Below are 16,433 nucleotides of genomic sequence, written 5' to 3' on the forward strand. Positions count from 1 at the left end.
TCAGGGTTTCGCGGGGGAAGCGTAAGGCATGGACTCGCTGGCCTGAATCGGCAGTCGGGAGGACTCGGTGGCCGGGGTGTCCGGCTTGCGCTTGGGCTGGAGTACCGCGCGCACGCGCCCGTCCGCCTGGTCGGGGGCCGTTGTGTCGCCGCTTGCCTCGAACACCTCGCTCCTGGTGCTGTAGCGGATGCGCGCGCCGCGCACTTCATCGGCGCCGCGTTTCACCCGTGCCTGCTCGAAGAAATCCACGGTTTCCGCGCGGGTGTCATATTCGATGCGTTCACCATACCCCTCGGCATATTCGTCGGTACCTTCGTAACGCTGGCGGAAGCTGGCCGGCTGGCCGAAGGCGGTCAGATGCTGGTAACCCTGGGCGTCTTCGCGCACCTCGACCGCGTTGGCGCGGATCAGCAAAGTGCCTTGCCTGACCTGCACCTGCCCCTCGAAACGGCTGAACTGGTTTATCTCGTCGATCAATACGTGATTGGCTTCCAGGTGCACCGGCTGCTCGCGGTCGGCCTGCTCGGCCTGGGCACCGCACGAGAGGGCCATCATCAGCATCACGCCGGCGAATCGGTTAACGTGAAACAACGCGAAGCGTTTCTTCGTCCCCCTCGCCCCTCGGGAGAGGGCTGGGGTGAGGGAATCGATCATGGCGAAGCGCCGTTTCATGATGCGGGGCGGCGAATTGCCATGATCGTTACGGGCGTACCGGCTCATGCCTGCCCCTGACGTGCTGCAACAGTTTGACGGTGCGCGCCTGTTCATCCAGTTCCATGCCGACCGCATCAATCAAGTTATGACGATCCAGCACGCGCACCGGCTGATCGGTTTCTGCCCAGCCGCGGTCCGGTTGTACATGCAGATATTCGGTCTGCAAGCGGCGCTCGCGCCCGGCGTTTTCGCCGCGTTGCAGCACTTCCACCCCGTCCTGCAAAAACACATCCTCGCCGCGGCTGCTCAACATGCCGCGCAGCGCCGAGATTTCCGTTGGCGGGCGGTCGCTGAAATACCGGGTCAGGTGCGGCTGTTGCAGGTGCGTGCTGTCATCGTCCGGGAAATGCCACATCTTCTCGGTGGAAATGACGAAATGCGGCTTGCCCTGCGGGTCGAGCACGGTCGAACGCACGCGCTCGACGACGAAATCGACCTCGTGGCGCAACTCGGCGCTGGCCGGTGGCAAAGGCTGCACCTGCAGGCTGAGCCAGTAACTGCCGAGCAACAGCAAGAGCAGCGGCGCCAGGGGCAGCCACGCGCGCAACCGGTCGGTTAGGGTGTGCCGGCTCATCCGTTCAGATAAGGCGCCAGTTGCGCGTCCAGTGTGCCCTGTGCCGCCATGATCAGTTCGCACACCTCGCGCACCGCGCCACATCCGGCGGCGTGCTGGCTCACGTAATGCGCGCGGTCGCGCACCAGCTGCGGCGCACCGGGCACGCTGAACGCCACGCCGACATGGCGCATCGTCGGCAGGTCGATCACGTCGTCGCCCATGAAGGCGGCCGCCTGAGGCGTCAGGTGCAGATCGGCCAACAGCGCTTGCATCGCCGCCAGTTTGTTTTCCACTCCCTGTCGCACGTGGCGGACGCCGAGGTTCGCCGCGCGCAGGGTGACGCACTGCGACTGGCGCCCGGTGATGATGGCGAGCTCGACCCCGCTGGCCTGCAGCATTTTCAGGCCGTGCCCGTCGAGTGAATTGAAGCGCTTGAACTCCTCGCCCGAATCGGACAGGTACAGGCTGCCGTCGGTGAGCACGCCGTCCACGTCGAAGGCGACCAGACGGATGGGGCGGAGGCGCGCGGCAAGCGACATCAGATCACCTTCGCTTTCAGCAGATCATGCATGTTCAGCGCGCCGACCAGTTTGTTCTGCCCATCCACCACCAGCAGCTGGCTGATGTTGTATCGCTCCATCAGCTGCACCGCTTCCACTGCCAGCGCATCCGGCCCGATGCTGCGCGGCGATTTGGACATCACGCTGCGGATCGGTGTGCTGTTGAAGTCCAGTTTCTTTTGCAGGGTGCGGCGCAGATCGCCGTCGGTGTAGATGCCGAGCAGGCGATGCGTCCCGTCCTCGATGCCGGTCATGCCCAGTCCCTTGCGCGACATCTCCAGGATCGCTTCCGCCAGCGTCGCGTCCTCGCCCACCGCAGGGATGTTGGCGTGGGTGTGCATGATGTCGCGCACATGGGTGAGCAGGCGGCGCCCCAGGCTGCCGCCCGGATGCGAGCGGGCGAAGTCGGCCTCGCCGAATCCCTTGGCATCGAGCAGCGCGACGGCCAGCGCATCGCCCAGTGCCAGCGCCGCCGTGGTGCTGGCGGTGGGGGCGAGCCCCATCGGACAAGCCTCCTGCGCCACCGCGCCGTCCAGATGAACGTCGGCCTCGCGCGCCAGACTGGATTGCGGGTTGCCGGTGAGGCTGATGAGTTTCGCGCCCTGGCGTTTCAGCACTGGCACGATGGCCAGCAATTCCTCGCTCTCGCCGGAATACGAAATGCCGATGAACACGTCCTCCGCGGTCACCATGCCCAGGTCGCCGTGGCTGGCCTCGCCCGGATGCACGAAGTAGGCCGGCGTGCCGGTGCTGGAAAAGGTCGCGGCGATCTTGCGCGCGATATGCCCGGATTTGCCCATGCCGCTGACGATCACCCGGCCGTGGCAGGCGAGGATGAGTTCGACGGCTTGCAGGAAATCGTCCCCGATGCGGGCGGCGAGGGCGCGCACGGCATCGGCTTCGATGTTGATGACCTGGCGCGCCAGGTCAAGCGCGTGCGGGGCGGCTGAAAGCGGTTTTTGCATGGGGCGAATTATAGGGGAAAAGAGGAAGCCTGTCGGGCCAAAGCCGGGGCCGCGGTGAGGATGATTGTGCAACTCGATCGAGATGAGGCATCATCGGCACCATGACAGATTCCCTGCAATTGATTCTGGTGCTGCTGGCCGCCGCGGTCGGCGTGGTCGTGCTGTTCCGGCTGCTGCATCTGCCCGCCATGCTGGGCTACATTCTGGTCGGCATCCTGATCGGGCCGCATACGCTGGGCTGGTTGCCGGACGCGCCCGGCACGCGCCATCTGGCCGAATTCGGCGTGGTGTTCCTGATGTTCAGCATCGGTCTCGAATTCAGCCTCGCCCGCCTGCGTGCCATGCAGCGACTGGTGTTCGGACTGGGCACGGCGCAGGTGGTCGCGACCATGCTGCTGGTGATGTTCACCTCCAGGTTCTTCGGTTTGGGCTGGGGCGCCGGGCTGGCGCTGGGCGGCATCCTCGCCATGTCTTCCACCGCCATTGTGAGCAAGATGCTGGTCGAGCGTGCGGAGCTGAACGCGCCGCACGGCCAGAAGATCATGGGCGTGCTGCTGTTTCAGGATCTGGCCGTGGTGCCGCTCATCATCCTGATCCCCGCGCTGGCGGCGCACGATGAAAATCTCACCCGCACGCTCGCGCTGGCCATGCTCAATGCCATCCTGGTCCTGGCGGCGCTGCTCTTCTTCGGCCAGCGCCTGTTGCGCCCGTGGTTTCATCTGGTGGCGCGGCAGAAATCGTCCGAACTCTTCATGCTTAACGTGTTGCTGTTCACCCTCGGCATGGCCTGGCTCACCGAGCTGAGCGGATTGTCGATGGCGCTGGGGGCGTTCGTCGCGGGCATGATCATTTCCGAAACCGAATACCGCTACCAGGTGGAAGAAGACATCAAGCCCTTCCGCGACGTGCTGCTGGGCCTGTTCTTTGTCACCATCGGCATGCTGCTCGACCTGAACACGCTGCTCGCCGGATGGTACTGGATCATCGGCCTGTTGCTGATCCTGATCCCGTTCAAGGCGCTGGTGGTCGCTCTGCTGGTGCGCGCCTTCGCCGGGGATTGGGGGGCGGCCCTGCGCACCGGCCTCGGCCTCGGGCAGGCAGGCGAATTCGGTTTCGTGCTGCTGACCCTGGCGGGCGGCGCGCAGTTGTTGCCGCAGGATGTCATGCAGAACGTGCTGGCGGCGATGCTGATCTCCATGCTCATCGCGCCCTTCCTGATCCAGCATGCGGAAGCCATCGTGCGCCGCATCTCGCCCGAGGAATGGATGAACAGCGCCATGCTGATGCACCAGATCGCGGTCAAGAGCATGGGGCGCAACCAGCACATCATCGTGTGCGGTTACGGCCGCAGCGGGCAGGCGCTGGTGAACTTTCTCAAACAAGAGAACGTCGATTCCATCGCGCTCGACCTCGACTCGCGTCGCGTGCACGAAGCCAGCGCCAACGGCGAGCGCGTGGTGTACGGCGACGCGGCCAAGCACGAAGTGCTCCAGGCCGCGGGATTGATGCGCGCCAAAGCGCTGGTCATCACCTACGACGACAAGCACTCCGCGCTCAAGATCCTGCATCATGTGCAACAGGACCGTCCCGACCTGCCGGTGATCGTGCGCACCGCCGACGACAGCAATGTCGAAACGCTGAAAAAAGCGGGCGCCACTGAAGTCGTGGCCGAAGTGCTGGAAGGCAGCGTCATGCTGGCCTCGCAGGCGCTGCTAATGGCGGGCATTCCCCTGAGCCGCGTGGTGCGCCGGGTGCAGGAAGCGCGCGCCAAGCGCTACAGCATGTTCAGCGGCTATTTGCGCACCGCCCCGCCCGAGATCGGCGAGGACGCCGAGAGCCTGCAACCGCGCTTTCACCACGTCATGCTGAACGAGCGCGACGAGGCCGTGGGCAAGCGCCTGGGCGAGTTGAAGCTGGACGAGTTGAATGTCGAAGTGAACGGCGTGCGCCGCCACAACATGCTGGGAGCCCAACCGTCCGAAGAAATGCTGTTGAAAGCGGGCGATGTGCTGATGCTGCTGGGTCAGCCCATCATGCTGGAGGCGGCGGAGAAGCGGCTGCGCGAAGGCTGAAAATGCAGGGCGGATTAGCGCAGCGTAATCCGCCGTTTTTGGAGTGACCATTCGGCGCAATACGCAAGCTATTGCGCCCAACGGGCTGGGTGTGAGGTTAACCGGCCACTTTCTGGCAGTGTAAAAGACTCGCAGAATTTCGACGGTCTTGTTGCGCATACTTCTTGACCATTGAATCAACTTCATCTTCAGTTGCGAAATCACCCGCATCGGCTTCAATAATGGCTTGCTGGATTCCTGCGATTTGCCACGCCTCCAGTTCCGCATATCGGCTAATAGTCTCGCCGCTTAAGAATGATTGGGAACGGTGGGAGGCCTCGGCTAATTTCCCCGGTTGGTCTTTGACATCCTGAGGAACACGAAGAGTAAGAATAGTCGTTTCCATGATTGCCTCGCTGCGCATGTATACGCACGAATCATAGTGCATCTATCATTGATTACTGCCGATAAAAAAGCCCGCTGCGAACAGCGGGCTTTTTGTGGGTTCGGAGTAAAACCCGAACGGGGTTGGTTAGACGCCCATGCAGACGATATAACTATCTGCATCATTGATATCTACATTGGCGGTCGCCGTAGAAGTGCCCAAGGTGTAGCCTACGGTCGGAGTCGCCATCATGGAGCCGCCTGCCGTATTGCCATCATCCACTTGCAAGTCCAGTTGTTTTACGAACTTGCCCAAGATGCCGCTGGAGCAGATGACGTAGGAGCCGCGAATCGCAACTCCCCCGGAAGAAACGGGTGAATTGGCAACGACGCTGGTCCCACTCTGGATGCCAATGATGCCGCCGGACGCGTTGGTCGGCATGTAATCCGCACTGCCCGGGGTGGTGGAGCCGGGGGCCAGCCCGGCCAGCCGGATGTGTTGCCAGAACAAGTATGACTCATCGGTGGTGATCGCTGTGTTCCAGGCGCCTTCGATGACGCCATTACTGCGCCCGGCCGGAGCCGCTGGGGTTGTTGCTGCAATCGCCTCTGCCCCCACATGGCTTGCGGCTTGCAAATCGTCGCCAGGCAGTGCACGGAACTTGTCTTGGTAGCCGTAGATATACACCGGAATATTTCTAAAGTCTGTGGCGATGTTTTTTATCTTGGCGCTGTTAATGAGTTCCTGGCCCTTCAGCACGCCGCCGAGCAGCAGGCCGATAATCACCAGCACGATGGCGATTTCGATTAAAGTAAAGCCGGATTGGTTGCGTTTCATGGTTCTCTCCAGTCAATAATAATTATGTGGTTCGTGGCGATCGCGCTTCTGTTTCTGTTCTGCGGGCTGCTACTTTTCACCCTGAATTATTTTTCACCTTGAATAAAGCAAACGGCATGCCAGTTTCGATGGTGTGGCATGGAACGATGAATGACTATATTTGTCAAGCGATTAGTAGAGGTATGGATGGGACAAGGCGGGAAAATTGAAGCTTGCCCAACCTAATATGACGGGCATTCGACGGATGATGACGGAATGTTGACACTTGATTCGCTGCGCGGACCGCAAAGCAGCCGCTGGTTATCGCTGGCGCTACTGTTCACGCTGCACGGCGCCTTGTGGTTGGGGCTGGAACATCCGCTGGCGCGCCCGCTGTTGTTCATGCACCTCGGTTTTTTTCTGGTGTGGCAACCGCTGTGGCGCAGCGAAGCCAGCCTGAGCAGAACGCGGGCGCTGGCGATTCTGGCGGGCAGCCTGCTGGTGCTGATCTGGCTGAACGGCTGGCTGCTTGCCTTCTGGGTGGCCGGGTTGTTCGCGCTGGTCGGGGCGCGCATCGTGACGTTCTACACGCGCTGGCAGCGTATCTATCACCTCCTGATGTTGTCTTATCTGCTGGCGGTGTTGTTGCTTTATCTTGCGCCGCAGCTGTTCGCCCTGTCCGGGTTGCCCGAAGTCACGCACAACCTGATGGATTACGGCCTGCCATTGCTGCTGTTGCTGATGGCGCTGTTGCCGGTGGAGCGCGAGCGGGCGCAGGCGGCGCAGGCGGTCGATTTCATTTACGTGATCATGCTGTTCATGCTGGTGGTGGTGCTGGTGCTGGGCGCGCTCGCCTTCATGACATTGAGTCACGTCAATTATCTAACCGCCCTCCTGGGCACCTTGAGTTTCATGGCCACGGCCCTGTTCATTCTCGGGGTGCTGTGGCGGCCGCAATCGGTGTTTGGCGGATTCGATGTGGTCTTTTCGCGCTATGTGCTGTCGATCGGTACCCCGCTGGAGACCTGGCTGCAACAGCTCGCCGACGATGCGCAGCAACTTCAAACGCCGCAAGACTTTCTGCACAGCGCCAGCGCGCACCTCGCCGATTTGCCGTGGGTCGCCGGAGTGGCGTGGGTGGCGGAAGCGGGGCATGGCAACCTCGGGGTTTCCACCCCGCACCGGGTCGAACTCGCCGACCGCGACCTGTCCGTCACCTTGTTCATGCGCGCCTCCGTTGCGCCCGGCGTGCTGTTGCACCTGCGGCTGCTGGTGCGCGTGCTGGACCACTTCTATCAGGCCAAGCGGCGCGAGCAGCGCCTGCGCGAGATCACGCGCCAGCAAGCCCTCTACGAAACCGGCGCGCGCCTCACCCACGATCTCAAGAACATGCTGCAATCGCTGTTCGCGCTGACCTCTCTCGCCCAGCACGAACCCGCCAAAGCGCAACCCGTCCTGCAACGGCAACTGCCGCAACTTACCCAGCGCATCGAAACCCTGCTCGGCAAACTCAAGTCGCCGACAGACACGGCGGAAGAAATGCCGATGCCCTGGCTGGACTGGTGGAACCGGCTGCGCGAACGCTACAGCCACCGCGAGATCGAGTGGAGCGTGCAGGGCGAGCGTGCGTCAAGCATCCCCGCCGAGCTGTTCGATTGTGTCGCCGACAACCTGATCGAAAACGCCAGCAACAAACGCCTGCGCGAAGCCGGCATCCGCATCACGGTCAGACTTGATACGGAGGCGCAAACCTTCAGCGTGAGCGACAGCGGCAGCGCCATCCCGGCGCAGCAGGCGCACGCCCTCCTGCACACTGTCGTTCCCTCCGAAGACGGCCTCGGCGTCGGTCTCTATCAGGCTGCGCGCTTGGCGCTGCAACTGGGCTGGCAACTGTACCTCGCCGAAAACCGGCCCGGGAAGGTGCGCTTCGAATTGAAGCGCATGTCGGACTGAAGTCCGACCCACAGGGAACAGCAGGGGGTTGTGGGTCGGACTTCAGTCCGACAAGGCAGCATAAACTCAACCCCTTGTCGGGTTGAAACCCGACCCACAGGAAGCAGCAGGGTTTTGTGGGTCGGACTTCAGTCCGACAAGGCAGCGATGGAATCTCGACCCAACAAACGGGAGGCGTGTTGAGCTATAACGAATTGCGCAAAGGCCGAGTCTCGCAAGTCGGCAGGGTTTATCACGTCACGCTGGTCCCCCGGAATCGCGCGCCAATCTTTGCCGAACTTGCCAATGGACGAGAACTGGTCCGCCAGATGATGAAACTGCAAGACGAAAGCGTTGCGGAAACGCTTTGTTTTGTCATCATGCCCGACCATCTTCACTGGTTGATGGAGTTACATGAAGGCACGTTGCCCAGGGCAATCAAATTGCTGAAGGGGCGCACTGCGCACACCTTTGGCCGGCCGATCTGGCAGACGAACTACCACGACCATGCCATTCGGCAAGACGAAGACCTGCGCAAAGCGGCGCGCTATATCGTTGCCAATCCCCTGCGTGCCGGACTGGTCGAGCGGATTGGCGACTATCCGCTGTGGGATGCGGCATGGCTGGATCAGACCTTGTCGGGTTGAAACCCGACCCACAAAAAACAGCAGGGGGTTGTGGGTCGGACTTCAGTCCGACAAAGCCGCGATGGACTTCAACCCCTTGTCGGGTTGAAACCCGACCCACAAAAGACAGCGGGGGGTTGTGGGTCGGACTTCAGTCCGACAAAGCCGCGATGGACTTCAAACCCCTGTCGGGTTGAAACCCGACCCACAGGGAGCGGGGTGTTGCAAATCTGCAACAACGCTGACATAAAGCTTTGACACCCCATCCCGCGCTTGGTTAAGGTGGGCCCCGGTGGTCTGAAAGCGCAGGTTTTTGGGCCTTACCAAAGTGGTATCCGTATTTAAATCTCGAGGAGAAATCAATGAAAAAAGTAGCGCTCTCTCTGGCAGGTGTGCTGGCAGCAGCCACGTTCGCGCCGGAAGCTTCTGCCGTTCCCGCCTTTGCCCGTCAAACCGGCATGGCTTGCTCGGCCTGTCACGCTCAACACTTCCCGGTTCTGGGTAGTTTCGGTCGCGCCTTCAAGGCCGCCGGCTTCACCATGGTGGGCTCGCAGGAAAAAATCGAAGGCGACAAGATCTCCCTGCCTTCCACCCTGAATTTCGGCGTTTTGGCCAAGGTTCGTTTCCAGAAGACCAACGGCAACACCGCCAAACCGCTCGACAATCGTGGCGGTACAATTGAAGGTGCCGACACCAACGACGGCCAGATCCAGTTCCCGGACGAATACTCGCTGTTCTTCGGCGGCCGCGTGGCGGACAACGGCATGGTCAAGATCGGTACCATGACCGAATTTAATTTGGTAGGTGGCGCCGGCACGGCCGGCCTGCGCATCCCCGTCGTGTTCGATCTGGACGCTGTCAAGCTGTCCGTGATTCCTTACGCCACTGACGCGCTGGGTGCCTTCTACGGTTACTCCGAGTCCAGCACCGGCGTGACACGCGGCATCCGTTGGGCGGAACACCGTAAGGAAATCTCCGCGCACCAATACGTGGGCATGGGCGCAGGCGCTGCTTCCGGCGTCGCGCTGGTCGCAAAGACCGACATGGGCTATGTCAACATCAGCCGCTGGTCGCCGAACCTGTTTCTCGGCCCCTCAAGCACAGCTCAAACCAATCCTGAATCCACCGCCATCAGCATTGCGGCGACTCCGACCGTGTTGGACTTCGACATCATCGCCGGTGTCGATTACCTGACCGGTTCCGGCATCATTGCTGATAACGTCACCCGCAAGGACACCAATGCCGTGGGCGCCAGCTTCCAGGCACAAGGCGAGTTGGCCGGTCTGGAAAGCAGCTTCTACGCAACCTGGGCCAAGGCGCAAGCGGGTGACAGTCTGTACGCAACAAATCCTGGCGCGATCAAGGCGTTCACTCTGGGTGCCGACATCACGGTTATTCCGCACACCCTGTCTCTGGGCGCGGCCTATCGTGGCGCGAGCAACGGCAAGGCCGGTTCCAACGACGATGCAATCACGCTGGCTGCCGTGTATGACGTGGCACAAAACGTGGCACTGCACGCCGACTGGACCAGCTACAAGGACAACCAGGGTGCGAACGGCGACACGCTGTTCACCGGCATGCTGGAAGCCGCTTGGTAAGTTTGAGCTGACGCAAGGGTTCCGGTTCGCCGGAATCCGAACCAGGCACAAGCCCCAATGAAACAGGGGAGACTTCGGTCTCCCCTGTTTTTTTGTGGGTCGGACTTCAGTCCGAAGCCGCAGGATGAATCCAGCCTATTGTCGGGTTACCCCGCAGGGGTTCTTGCCCCCTTGGGGGAAACCCGACCCACAGGGGGCGGCTGGGTTATTTCAGACGGCGGATGTCCGCGCCGAGGCGGGAGAGCTTGGTTTCGAGGTGTTCGTAACCGCGGTCGAGGTGGTAGATGCGGTCGATGATGGTTTCGCCTTGTGCCACCAGTCCGGCGATGACGAGACTGGCGGAGGCGCGCAGGTCGGTGGCCATCACGGTGGCGCCTTCCAGCCGTTCGACCCCGCGCACCACGGCGGTGTTGCCTTCCACTTCGATCGATGCGCCCAGGCGGCGCAGTTCCTGCACGTGCATGAAGCGGTTCTCGAAGATGGTTTCGACCACCATCGCGCTGCCTTCGGCGATGGCGTTGAGCGCCATGAATTGCGCCTGCATGTCGGTGGGGAAGGCCGGATGCGGCGCGGTGCGCACGTTGACCGCCTGCGGCCGGCGGTTCATGGCCAGATGGATGGTGTCGCCCGCGACCGTGATCTGCGCGCCCGCTTCGGCGAGCTTCTCCAGCACGGTGTCGAGGAGGTCGGCGCGCGTGTCGGTGAGGGTGATGCTGCCGCCGGTCGCCGCAGCCGCGACGAGGAAGGTGCCGCTCTCGATGCGGTCGGGCATGATGCGGTGGCTCGCGCCGTGCAGTTTTTCCACCCCGGTGATGGTGATGGTGTCGCTGCCGTCGCCGACGATGTGTGCGCCCATCGCGCGCAGGCAATTAGCCAGGTCCACCACTTCGGGTTCGCGCGCGGCGTTCTCCAGCACGGTCACGCCGTCGGCCAGCGCCGCCGCCATCATCAGGTTTTCGGTGCCGGTGACGCTGACCAGGTCGAAGAAGATGCGCGCGCCTTGCAGGCGTTTGGCCCTGGCGTGGATGTAGCCGTGTTCGATGGTGATCTCCGCCCCCATCGCCTGCAAGCCCTTGATGTGCAGATCGACCGGGCGCGAGCCGATGGCGCAGCCGCCCGGCAGCGACACGCGCGCATCGCCGAACCGCGCCAGCAGTGGGCCCAGCACGAGGATCGCGGCGCGCATGGTCTTGACCATGTCATAGGGCGCTTCCCAGCGCTCGATCCGGTCGCCGCTGAAGGTGATTTCGCCCGGCGCGGTCGCGGCGGCAACGCCCATCTGCTGCAACAGCTTGCGCATGGTGCCGACGTCGTGCAGGTCGGGCAGGTTGGTGAGGTGCAGGCTGTCTGCGCTGAGCAGGCTGGCGCACATGATGGGCAACGCGGCGTTCTTCGCGCCGGAGATGCGGACTTCGCCGTGGAGCGGCGCGCCGCCGCGAATGGCCAGTTTTTGCATGATGAATCCTTTGTGTGCCGTCAGAATCGCCGGGTTACTCCCGACGTGCAGAATCTGCGCAGCGCTCCGCAGGGCGGGGATTAAACCGGCGGGTTGCCTGCGGCAGAAAGTCCCAGAATATCCGTCACGTCATACAGTGCGGCGAGGCTGTGCAGTTCCGGCGGCACGTTGATCACGGACGGCGCGCACTGTTTTTTCCCGGCTTCGCGCACCCAGTGCAGCAACAGCGCGACGGCGGCGGAATCGACCTGGCTGACCTCGCCCAGATCGATCGCGCGCACCGGCGGTTCGGCGCAGAGCGGGACGGCGGCGAGTGCGCCGACGGTTTTGACGGTGAGCGGCCCGCTAATCCGCAGGCAGTCGTGGTCGATCCGGATCAATTGCTTTTCACCGGGGCTGGCGTTGCCGCGACCGAGGATATCTGGTTTTTATCGGCCAGCGAACGGATCAGGCCGTCGATGCCTTCGCGCTGGATCTGGTCGGCAAAGGTGTTGCGGTAACTGGTGACCAGACTGATGCCTTCCACCACGATATCGAACACTTGCCAGCCGGCGACCGCAGTCTTGCGCAGTTCGTAATTGACCGTGACGATGCGCCCGTCCGAGATTTGAATTTCGGTCAGCACGGTGGCTTCGTCATTGCTCAAGGTACGCAATGATTTGAACTCGATTTTGGGTTCCACGTAGTTGCTGAAGGTGATGGTGTAGGTGCGCACCAGCATGTTACGGAATTCGCGCACCAGGGCGGCTTTCTGTTCGGGGCTGGCGCCGCGCCACGGGCGACCGACCGCAAGCTGGGTCATGCGGGCAAAGTCGAAATGCGGCAGGATCAGGTCTTCGACCAGTGCGTACATGCGCTGCTGGTCGGTGACGATGGTCTTGTCTTTGCGCACGATCTCCAACACTTGGTCGACGGTGCTCATGATCAGTCCGTCCGGGGTGGATTCATCGCGCTGCGCAAAAACGGGCAAGCTCAACAGGCCGGCCAGCAGGAAAACGAGAATGGATTTCATCAGGGCGTCTCCGGTTATTTTTTACTGTCGGCCTGGTTGACCATGAATTTCCCGATGAGGTCTTCCAGCACCATCGCGGATTGGGTCTTTTTGAACTGTCCTCCTTCAGCCAGCATTTCGTCGTCGCCCCCGGGCAACAGGCCAATGTACTGTTCGCCGATCAGGCCGGAAGTCAGGATATTGGCAAACGTGTCGGCGGGAAAGCGGTAGCGTTGGTCGATATCGATGGCGACCTTGGCCTCGTAACGTTCGGTATCGAGGGTGATCGAGCCGACCCGTCCCACCAGCACGCCGGCGCTGCGCACCGAGGCATTGGGCTTGAGGCCGCCGACGTTGGTGAAATAGGCGTTCAGACGATAGGTATGAGAGGCGTTATAGGTGCTCATGTTGCCCACCTTGAACGCCAGGATGACCAGGGCTGCTATCCCCGCCACCACAAAAGCGCCTACCCATAAATCCAGAATCGTGCGTTGCATGATCAAGCTCCCCGGAACATAAATGCAGTCAAAATAAAGTCCAGCATGAGAATCGCCAGCGAAGATTCGACCACGGTGCGCGTGGTCGCGCCGGATACGCCCGCCGCGGTCGGCGGGGCATCGAAACCCTCGAACAGGGCGATCAGCGTGACCACCACGCCGAACACAAAACTCTTGATGAGACCGTTCAGAATATCGTCGCGCACATCAACCGCGGATTGCATTTGCGACCAGAACGAGCCCGCATCCACGCCGATCAATACCACGCCGACCAGGTAGCCGCCGAACACGCCCATCGCGGAAAAGATCGCGGCCAGCAGCGGCATCGAAATCACCCCGGCCCAGAAACGCGGGGCAATCACCCGCGCCACCGGGCGCACCGCCATCATTTCCATCGCGGCAATCTGTTCAGTCGCCTTCATCAGGCCGATCTCGGTGGTCATCGCCGAGCCGGCGCGACCGGCAAACAGCAGTGCCGCCAGCACCGGCCCCAGTTCGCGCACCAGGCTCAAGGCGACCAGCGAGCCCAGCGCCGCCTCCGAGCCGTAGCGCTTCAGCGTTTCATAGCCCTGCAAACCGAGCACCATGCCGACAAAGGTGCCGGCGACGCTGATGATGAGGAGGGACAGGACGCCGTTGGAAAAAATCTCTTTGACGATCAGCTGAAAACGGCGCCAGCTCAAACCCGATTGCAGCAGGGTCGCGCCCAGAAAACGGGTGGCGAGCCCGAGCCGCCACACCGCTTCGATGGTGCGGTGTCCGGTCGCGCGTATGCTCTTCAATGCGGCCATCAGCGTGCAACTCCCAGGTCTTGTGCGTAACTGCGCTGACCGATGTGGTGGAAGGGGATTGGCCCATCGATCTCGCCGTGCACGAATTGGTGCACGAACGGATCCGCAGAGGCCGTGATTTGCGCCGGCGTACCTTCCGCCCGAATGACGCCGTCCGCAATGAAATAAACGTAGTCCACGATTTTCAATGACTCCTGTACGTCATGGGTGACAATGACCGAGGTCGAGCCGAGTGCATCGGTCAATTTTCGAATCAGCTGCCCCACCACCGACAAGGAGATGGGGTCGAGGCCGGTGAACGGTTCGTCGTACAAAATCAGCATCGGGTCGAGCGCGACGGTGCGCGCCAGCGCGACCCGGCGCGCCATGCCGCCGGAGAGTTCCCCCGGCATCAGGTTGTGCGTGCCGCGCAAACCGACCGCGTGCAATTTCATCATGACCAGATCGCGGATCAGCTCTTCCGGCAGGTCGGAGTGCTCGCGCAACTGGAACGCCACGTTGTCGAACACCGATATGTCGGTGAACAGCGCGCCGAACTGGAACAGCACGCCGATCTGGCAGCGCATTTCATACAATTCGCGCTCGTCCATCTCGTGGATGACTTTGCCGGCAATCTTGACCTCGCCACGGGAGGGTTTCAGCGCGCCGCCGATCAGGCGAAAAAGCGTGGTCTTGCCGCAGCCGCTGCCGCCCATGATGGCGATCACTTTGCCTTTGCCGAACGACATGTTGATCCCCTTCAGGATCGGACGGTGGTCATAGGCGAAATTGACATCGCGGATTTCAACCAAGGCGGTATTGGGCATGCACAATCTCTCCAAAATCGGTCGCGCATTGTATCACTCCGAATCCAAGCGGTGCCTCACTGCTTGAGCCGCAAGTCATTACTGGCTATCCTGCGCGCATTCCTGTGATGGCTTGGTCGTCTGAACCTTGAAAAACTTGCACTTGAACTTGCCCAGCCTGCTCATCGTGGACGACGATCCGCTCATCCGCGATTCCCTGAACCTCGCGCTCGCCGACGAGTTTGACATCGTGCTGGCGGAAGACCGTGCGCAGGCGATCCGCCTCGTGCGCGGCCTGGCCGAGCCGCCCGCGCTGGCGCTGGTCGATCTGGGGCTGCCGCCGACCCCGCACCGGCCGCAGGAAGGGTTTCGTCTCATCGCCGAATTGCTCGCGCATTCGCCGCACATCAAGATCATCACGCTGTCGGGGCAGAACGACGAGGGCAACGCGCGCCATGCCCGCGCATTGGGTGCGTTCGAGTTCGTGGCCAAGCCGTGCCGTCCGGAGGCCTTGCGCGACCAGTTGCGCGCGGCCTGGATCGCGCGGCGCGGCGAACGGAAAGCGGCGGCACAAAACGAAGCGCGCCTCGGCCTGGTCGGGGAGAGTCCGGCGATCGAGGCGATGCGCAGCCAGATCAAGCTGTACGCGAATACGCCGTATCCGGTGCTGATTCAGGGCGAGTCGGGAAGCGGCAAGGAATTGGTGGCCGCCGCGTTGCACCAGTCGGGGGCGAATCCGGCGGCGCCGCTGGTCGCGGTCAACTGTGCCGCCATCGCGGCCAATCTGCTCGAATCCACCCTGTTCGGTCATGCCAAGGGCGCCTTTACCGGGGCCACCGCAGCGCAGGTCGGCTTCTTCGAGAAAGCGGAACAGGGCACGCTGTTCCTCGACGAGATCGGCGAGCTGCCGCTGGAGTTGCAGGCCAAATTGCTGCGCGTGCTGGAGAACGGCGAATATCAGCGCGTCGGCGAAACCGCAACGCGCAGGAGCACCGCGCGCATCGTCGCCGCCACCAACCGGGTGCTGGCGCAAGCGATGCGCGAAGGGACGTTTCGCGCCGATCTGTTCCATCGCTTGAGCGTGTTCACCATCAATGTGCCGCCCCTGCGCGCGCTGGGCGCAGACAAGTTGCGCCTGCTCGACCATTTCTGCGCCGAATATACGGCACAATTGCAGGCGCCGTGCTTCACCCTGGACGAGGCGGCGCAGGACGTCTGGTTGCGCTATCCGTTTCCGGGCAACACGCGCGAGCTGCGCAATATCGTGATCCGCCTGATGACCCGCTATCCCGGCGCACGCCTCAACGCGACCCAGGTGGAAGCCGAATTCGATCCGCAGCCGGTGCCGGTGGACGGGGCGGCGTCGGCGGACGCGCAAACCCGCTTGTTGCTGGGCGACTTCAACCTTGATGATTTGCTGATGGGCTATACTCGAACCTATATCGACACGGCAATGGCGCTGGCACAAGGGAATGTGAGCGAAGCGGCAAAACTGCTCGGTATCGCCCGCACCACCCTGTACAGCCGCATGGATGCGCTGCAAAAATACAAGTCGCAGCAAAGCAACCAGTAGCTGTGGGTCGGGCTGTGGGTCGGACTTCAGTCCGACGCGGCAGGATGAATTCGAACCCCTGTCGGGTTGAAACCCGACCCACAGGGAGCAGCGTGGGTTTGTGGGTCGGACTTCAGTCCGACAAGGCAGGACGAATT

17 protein-coding genes are annotated in these 16,433 nt (G+C 62.1%); 5 read left to right on the forward strand and 12 right to left on the reverse strand.

The window, feature by feature from the left end; all coding sequences use genetic code 11:
• The 4 genes from lptA to ACKTSJ_RS02975 are packed head-to-tail and all read right to left on the reverse strand — an operon-like array spanning position 1 to position 2,795.
• Entirely contained in the window at positions 1 to 720 is a 720-nt protein-coding gene (gene lptA / locus ACKTSJ_RS02960; RefSeq protein ID WP_407897240.1) for a lipopolysaccharide transport periplasmic protein LptA, read from the reverse strand.
• A complete protein-coding gene (gene lptC / locus ACKTSJ_RS02965) occupies positions 701 to 1,288 on the reverse strand; it encodes an LPS export ABC transporter periplasmic protein LptC (RefSeq protein ID WP_407897242.1) in 588 nt (195 codons plus the stop codon). Before lptC ends, lptA begins: the two co-directional genes overlap by 20 nt.
• The gene (locus ACKTSJ_RS02970) at positions 1,285 to 1,809 is read right to left on the reverse strand and encodes a KdsC family phosphatase (RefSeq protein WP_407897244.1); all 525 of its coding nucleotides are present in this window, start codon (positions 1,807 to 1,809) and stop codon (positions 1,285 to 1,287) included. Before ACKTSJ_RS02970 ends, lptC begins: the two co-directional genes overlap by 4 nt.
• Complete coding sequence (locus ACKTSJ_RS02975; protein ID WP_407897245.1) at positions 1,809 to 2,795, reverse strand: SIS domain-containing protein; 987 nt, start codon at positions 2,793 to 2,795, stop codon at positions 1,809 to 1,811. Before ACKTSJ_RS02975 ends, ACKTSJ_RS02970 begins: the two co-directional genes overlap by 1 nt.
• A 101-nt stretch (positions 2,796 to 2,896) precedes the next feature.
• On the opposite strand from ACKTSJ_RS02975, the gene ACKTSJ_RS02980 reads away from it, so the two are divergent.
• A complete protein-coding gene (locus ACKTSJ_RS02980) occupies positions 2,897 to 4,867 on the forward strand; it encodes a monovalent cation:proton antiporter-2 (CPA2) family protein (RefSeq protein WP_407897247.1) in 1,971 nt (656 codons plus the stop codon).
• Between the two features lie 97 nt (positions 4,868 to 4,964).
• Here ACKTSJ_RS02980 and ACKTSJ_RS02985 read toward each other — a convergent pair whose 3' ends face one another.
• A complete protein-coding gene (locus ACKTSJ_RS02985; RefSeq protein WP_407897249.1) occupies positions 4,965 to 5,252 on the reverse strand; it encodes a CopG family ribbon-helix-helix protein in 288 nt (95 codons plus the stop codon).
• Positions 5,253 to 5,378: 126 nt separating this feature from the next.
• Positions 5,379 to 6,068 carry a prepilin-type N-terminal cleavage/methylation domain-containing protein gene (locus ACKTSJ_RS02990; protein ID WP_407897251.1) on the reverse strand — a complete coding sequence of 230 codons (690 nt, stop codon included), beginning with the start codon at positions 6,066 to 6,068 and terminating at the stop codon, positions 5,379 to 5,381.
• A 255-nt stretch (positions 6,069 to 6,323) separates the two neighbouring features.
• On the opposite strand from ACKTSJ_RS02990, the gene ACKTSJ_RS02995 reads away from it, so the two are divergent.
• The 3 genes from ACKTSJ_RS02995 (at position 6,324) to ACKTSJ_RS03005 (ending at position 10,203) form a co-directional block, all read left to right on the forward strand.
• Complete coding sequence (locus tag ACKTSJ_RS02995) at positions 6,324 to 8,000, forward strand: ATP-binding protein (RefSeq protein ID WP_407897253.1); 1,677 nt, start codon at positions 6,324 to 6,326, stop codon at positions 7,998 to 8,000.
• Positions 8,001 to 8,179: 179 nt separating this feature from the next.
• Complete coding sequence (locus tag ACKTSJ_RS03000) at positions 8,180 to 8,626, forward strand: REP-associated tyrosine transposase (RefSeq protein ID WP_407897255.1); 447 nt, start codon at positions 8,180 to 8,182, stop codon at positions 8,624 to 8,626.
• 341 nt (positions 8,627 to 8,967) lie between these two features.
• Entirely contained in the window at positions 8,968 to 10,203 is a 1,236-nt protein-coding gene (locus ACKTSJ_RS03005) for a hypothetical protein (RefSeq protein ID WP_407897257.1), read from the forward strand.
• Positions 10,204 to 10,408: 205 nt separating this feature from the next.
• Here ACKTSJ_RS03005 and murA read toward each other — a convergent pair whose 3' ends face one another.
• From murA to ACKTSJ_RS03035, 6 genes are all read right to left on the reverse strand, one after another.
• Entirely contained in the window at positions 10,409 to 11,659 is a 1,251-nt protein-coding gene (murA, locus tag ACKTSJ_RS03010; RefSeq protein WP_407897259.1) for a UDP-N-acetylglucosamine 1-carboxyvinyltransferase, read from the reverse strand.
• 80 nt (positions 11,660 to 11,739) lie between these two features.
• Positions 11,740 to 12,039 carry a lipid asymmetry maintenance protein MlaB gene (locus tag ACKTSJ_RS03015; RefSeq protein ID WP_407897261.1) on the reverse strand — a complete coding sequence of 100 codons (300 nt, stop codon included), beginning with the start codon at positions 12,037 to 12,039 and terminating at the stop codon, positions 11,740 to 11,742.
• Positions 12,036 to 12,671, reverse strand: a complete 636-nt coding sequence (locus ACKTSJ_RS03020; RefSeq protein WP_407897263.1) for a phospholipid-binding protein MlaC — start codon at positions 12,669 to 12,671, stop codon at positions 12,036 to 12,038. The genes ACKTSJ_RS03015 and ACKTSJ_RS03020 overlap by 4 nt, the downstream gene beginning before the upstream one ends.
• Before the next feature lie 14 nt (positions 12,672 to 12,685).
• Positions 12,686 to 13,147, reverse strand: a complete 462-nt coding sequence (mlaD, locus tag ACKTSJ_RS03025; RefSeq protein ID WP_407897264.1) for an outer membrane lipid asymmetry maintenance protein MlaD — start codon at positions 13,145 to 13,147, stop codon at positions 12,686 to 12,688.
• A 2-nt stretch (positions 13,148 to 13,149) separates the two neighbouring features.
• Positions 13,150 to 13,938 (reverse strand): lipid asymmetry maintenance ABC transporter permease subunit MlaE, encoded by a 789-nt coding sequence (gene mlaE, locus ACKTSJ_RS03030; protein ID WP_407897266.1) that lies wholly within the window; start codon positions 13,936 to 13,938, stop codon positions 13,150 to 13,152.
• On the reverse strand, positions 13,938 to 14,744 hold the full coding sequence (locus tag ACKTSJ_RS03035; RefSeq protein WP_407897268.1) for an ABC transporter ATP-binding protein: 807 nt from the start codon (positions 14,742 to 14,744) through the stop codon (positions 13,938 to 13,940). Before ACKTSJ_RS03035 ends, mlaE begins: the two co-directional genes overlap by 1 nt.
• A 127-nt stretch (positions 14,745 to 14,871) precedes the next feature.
• On the opposite strand from ACKTSJ_RS03035, the gene ACKTSJ_RS03040 reads away from it, so the two are divergent.
• Positions 14,872 to 16,296, forward strand: coding sequence for a sigma-54-dependent transcriptional regulator (locus tag ACKTSJ_RS03040; RefSeq protein WP_407897270.1), 1,425 nt, complete (start codon positions 14,872 to 14,874; stop codon positions 16,294 to 16,296).
• Positions 16,297 to 16,433 lie beyond the last annotated feature (137 nt).

This window comes from Ferrigenium sp. UT5 (genome assembly GCF_045866295.1).
GTDB lineage: Bacteria > Pseudomonadota > Gammaproteobacteria > Burkholderiales > Gallionellaceae > Sideroxyarcus.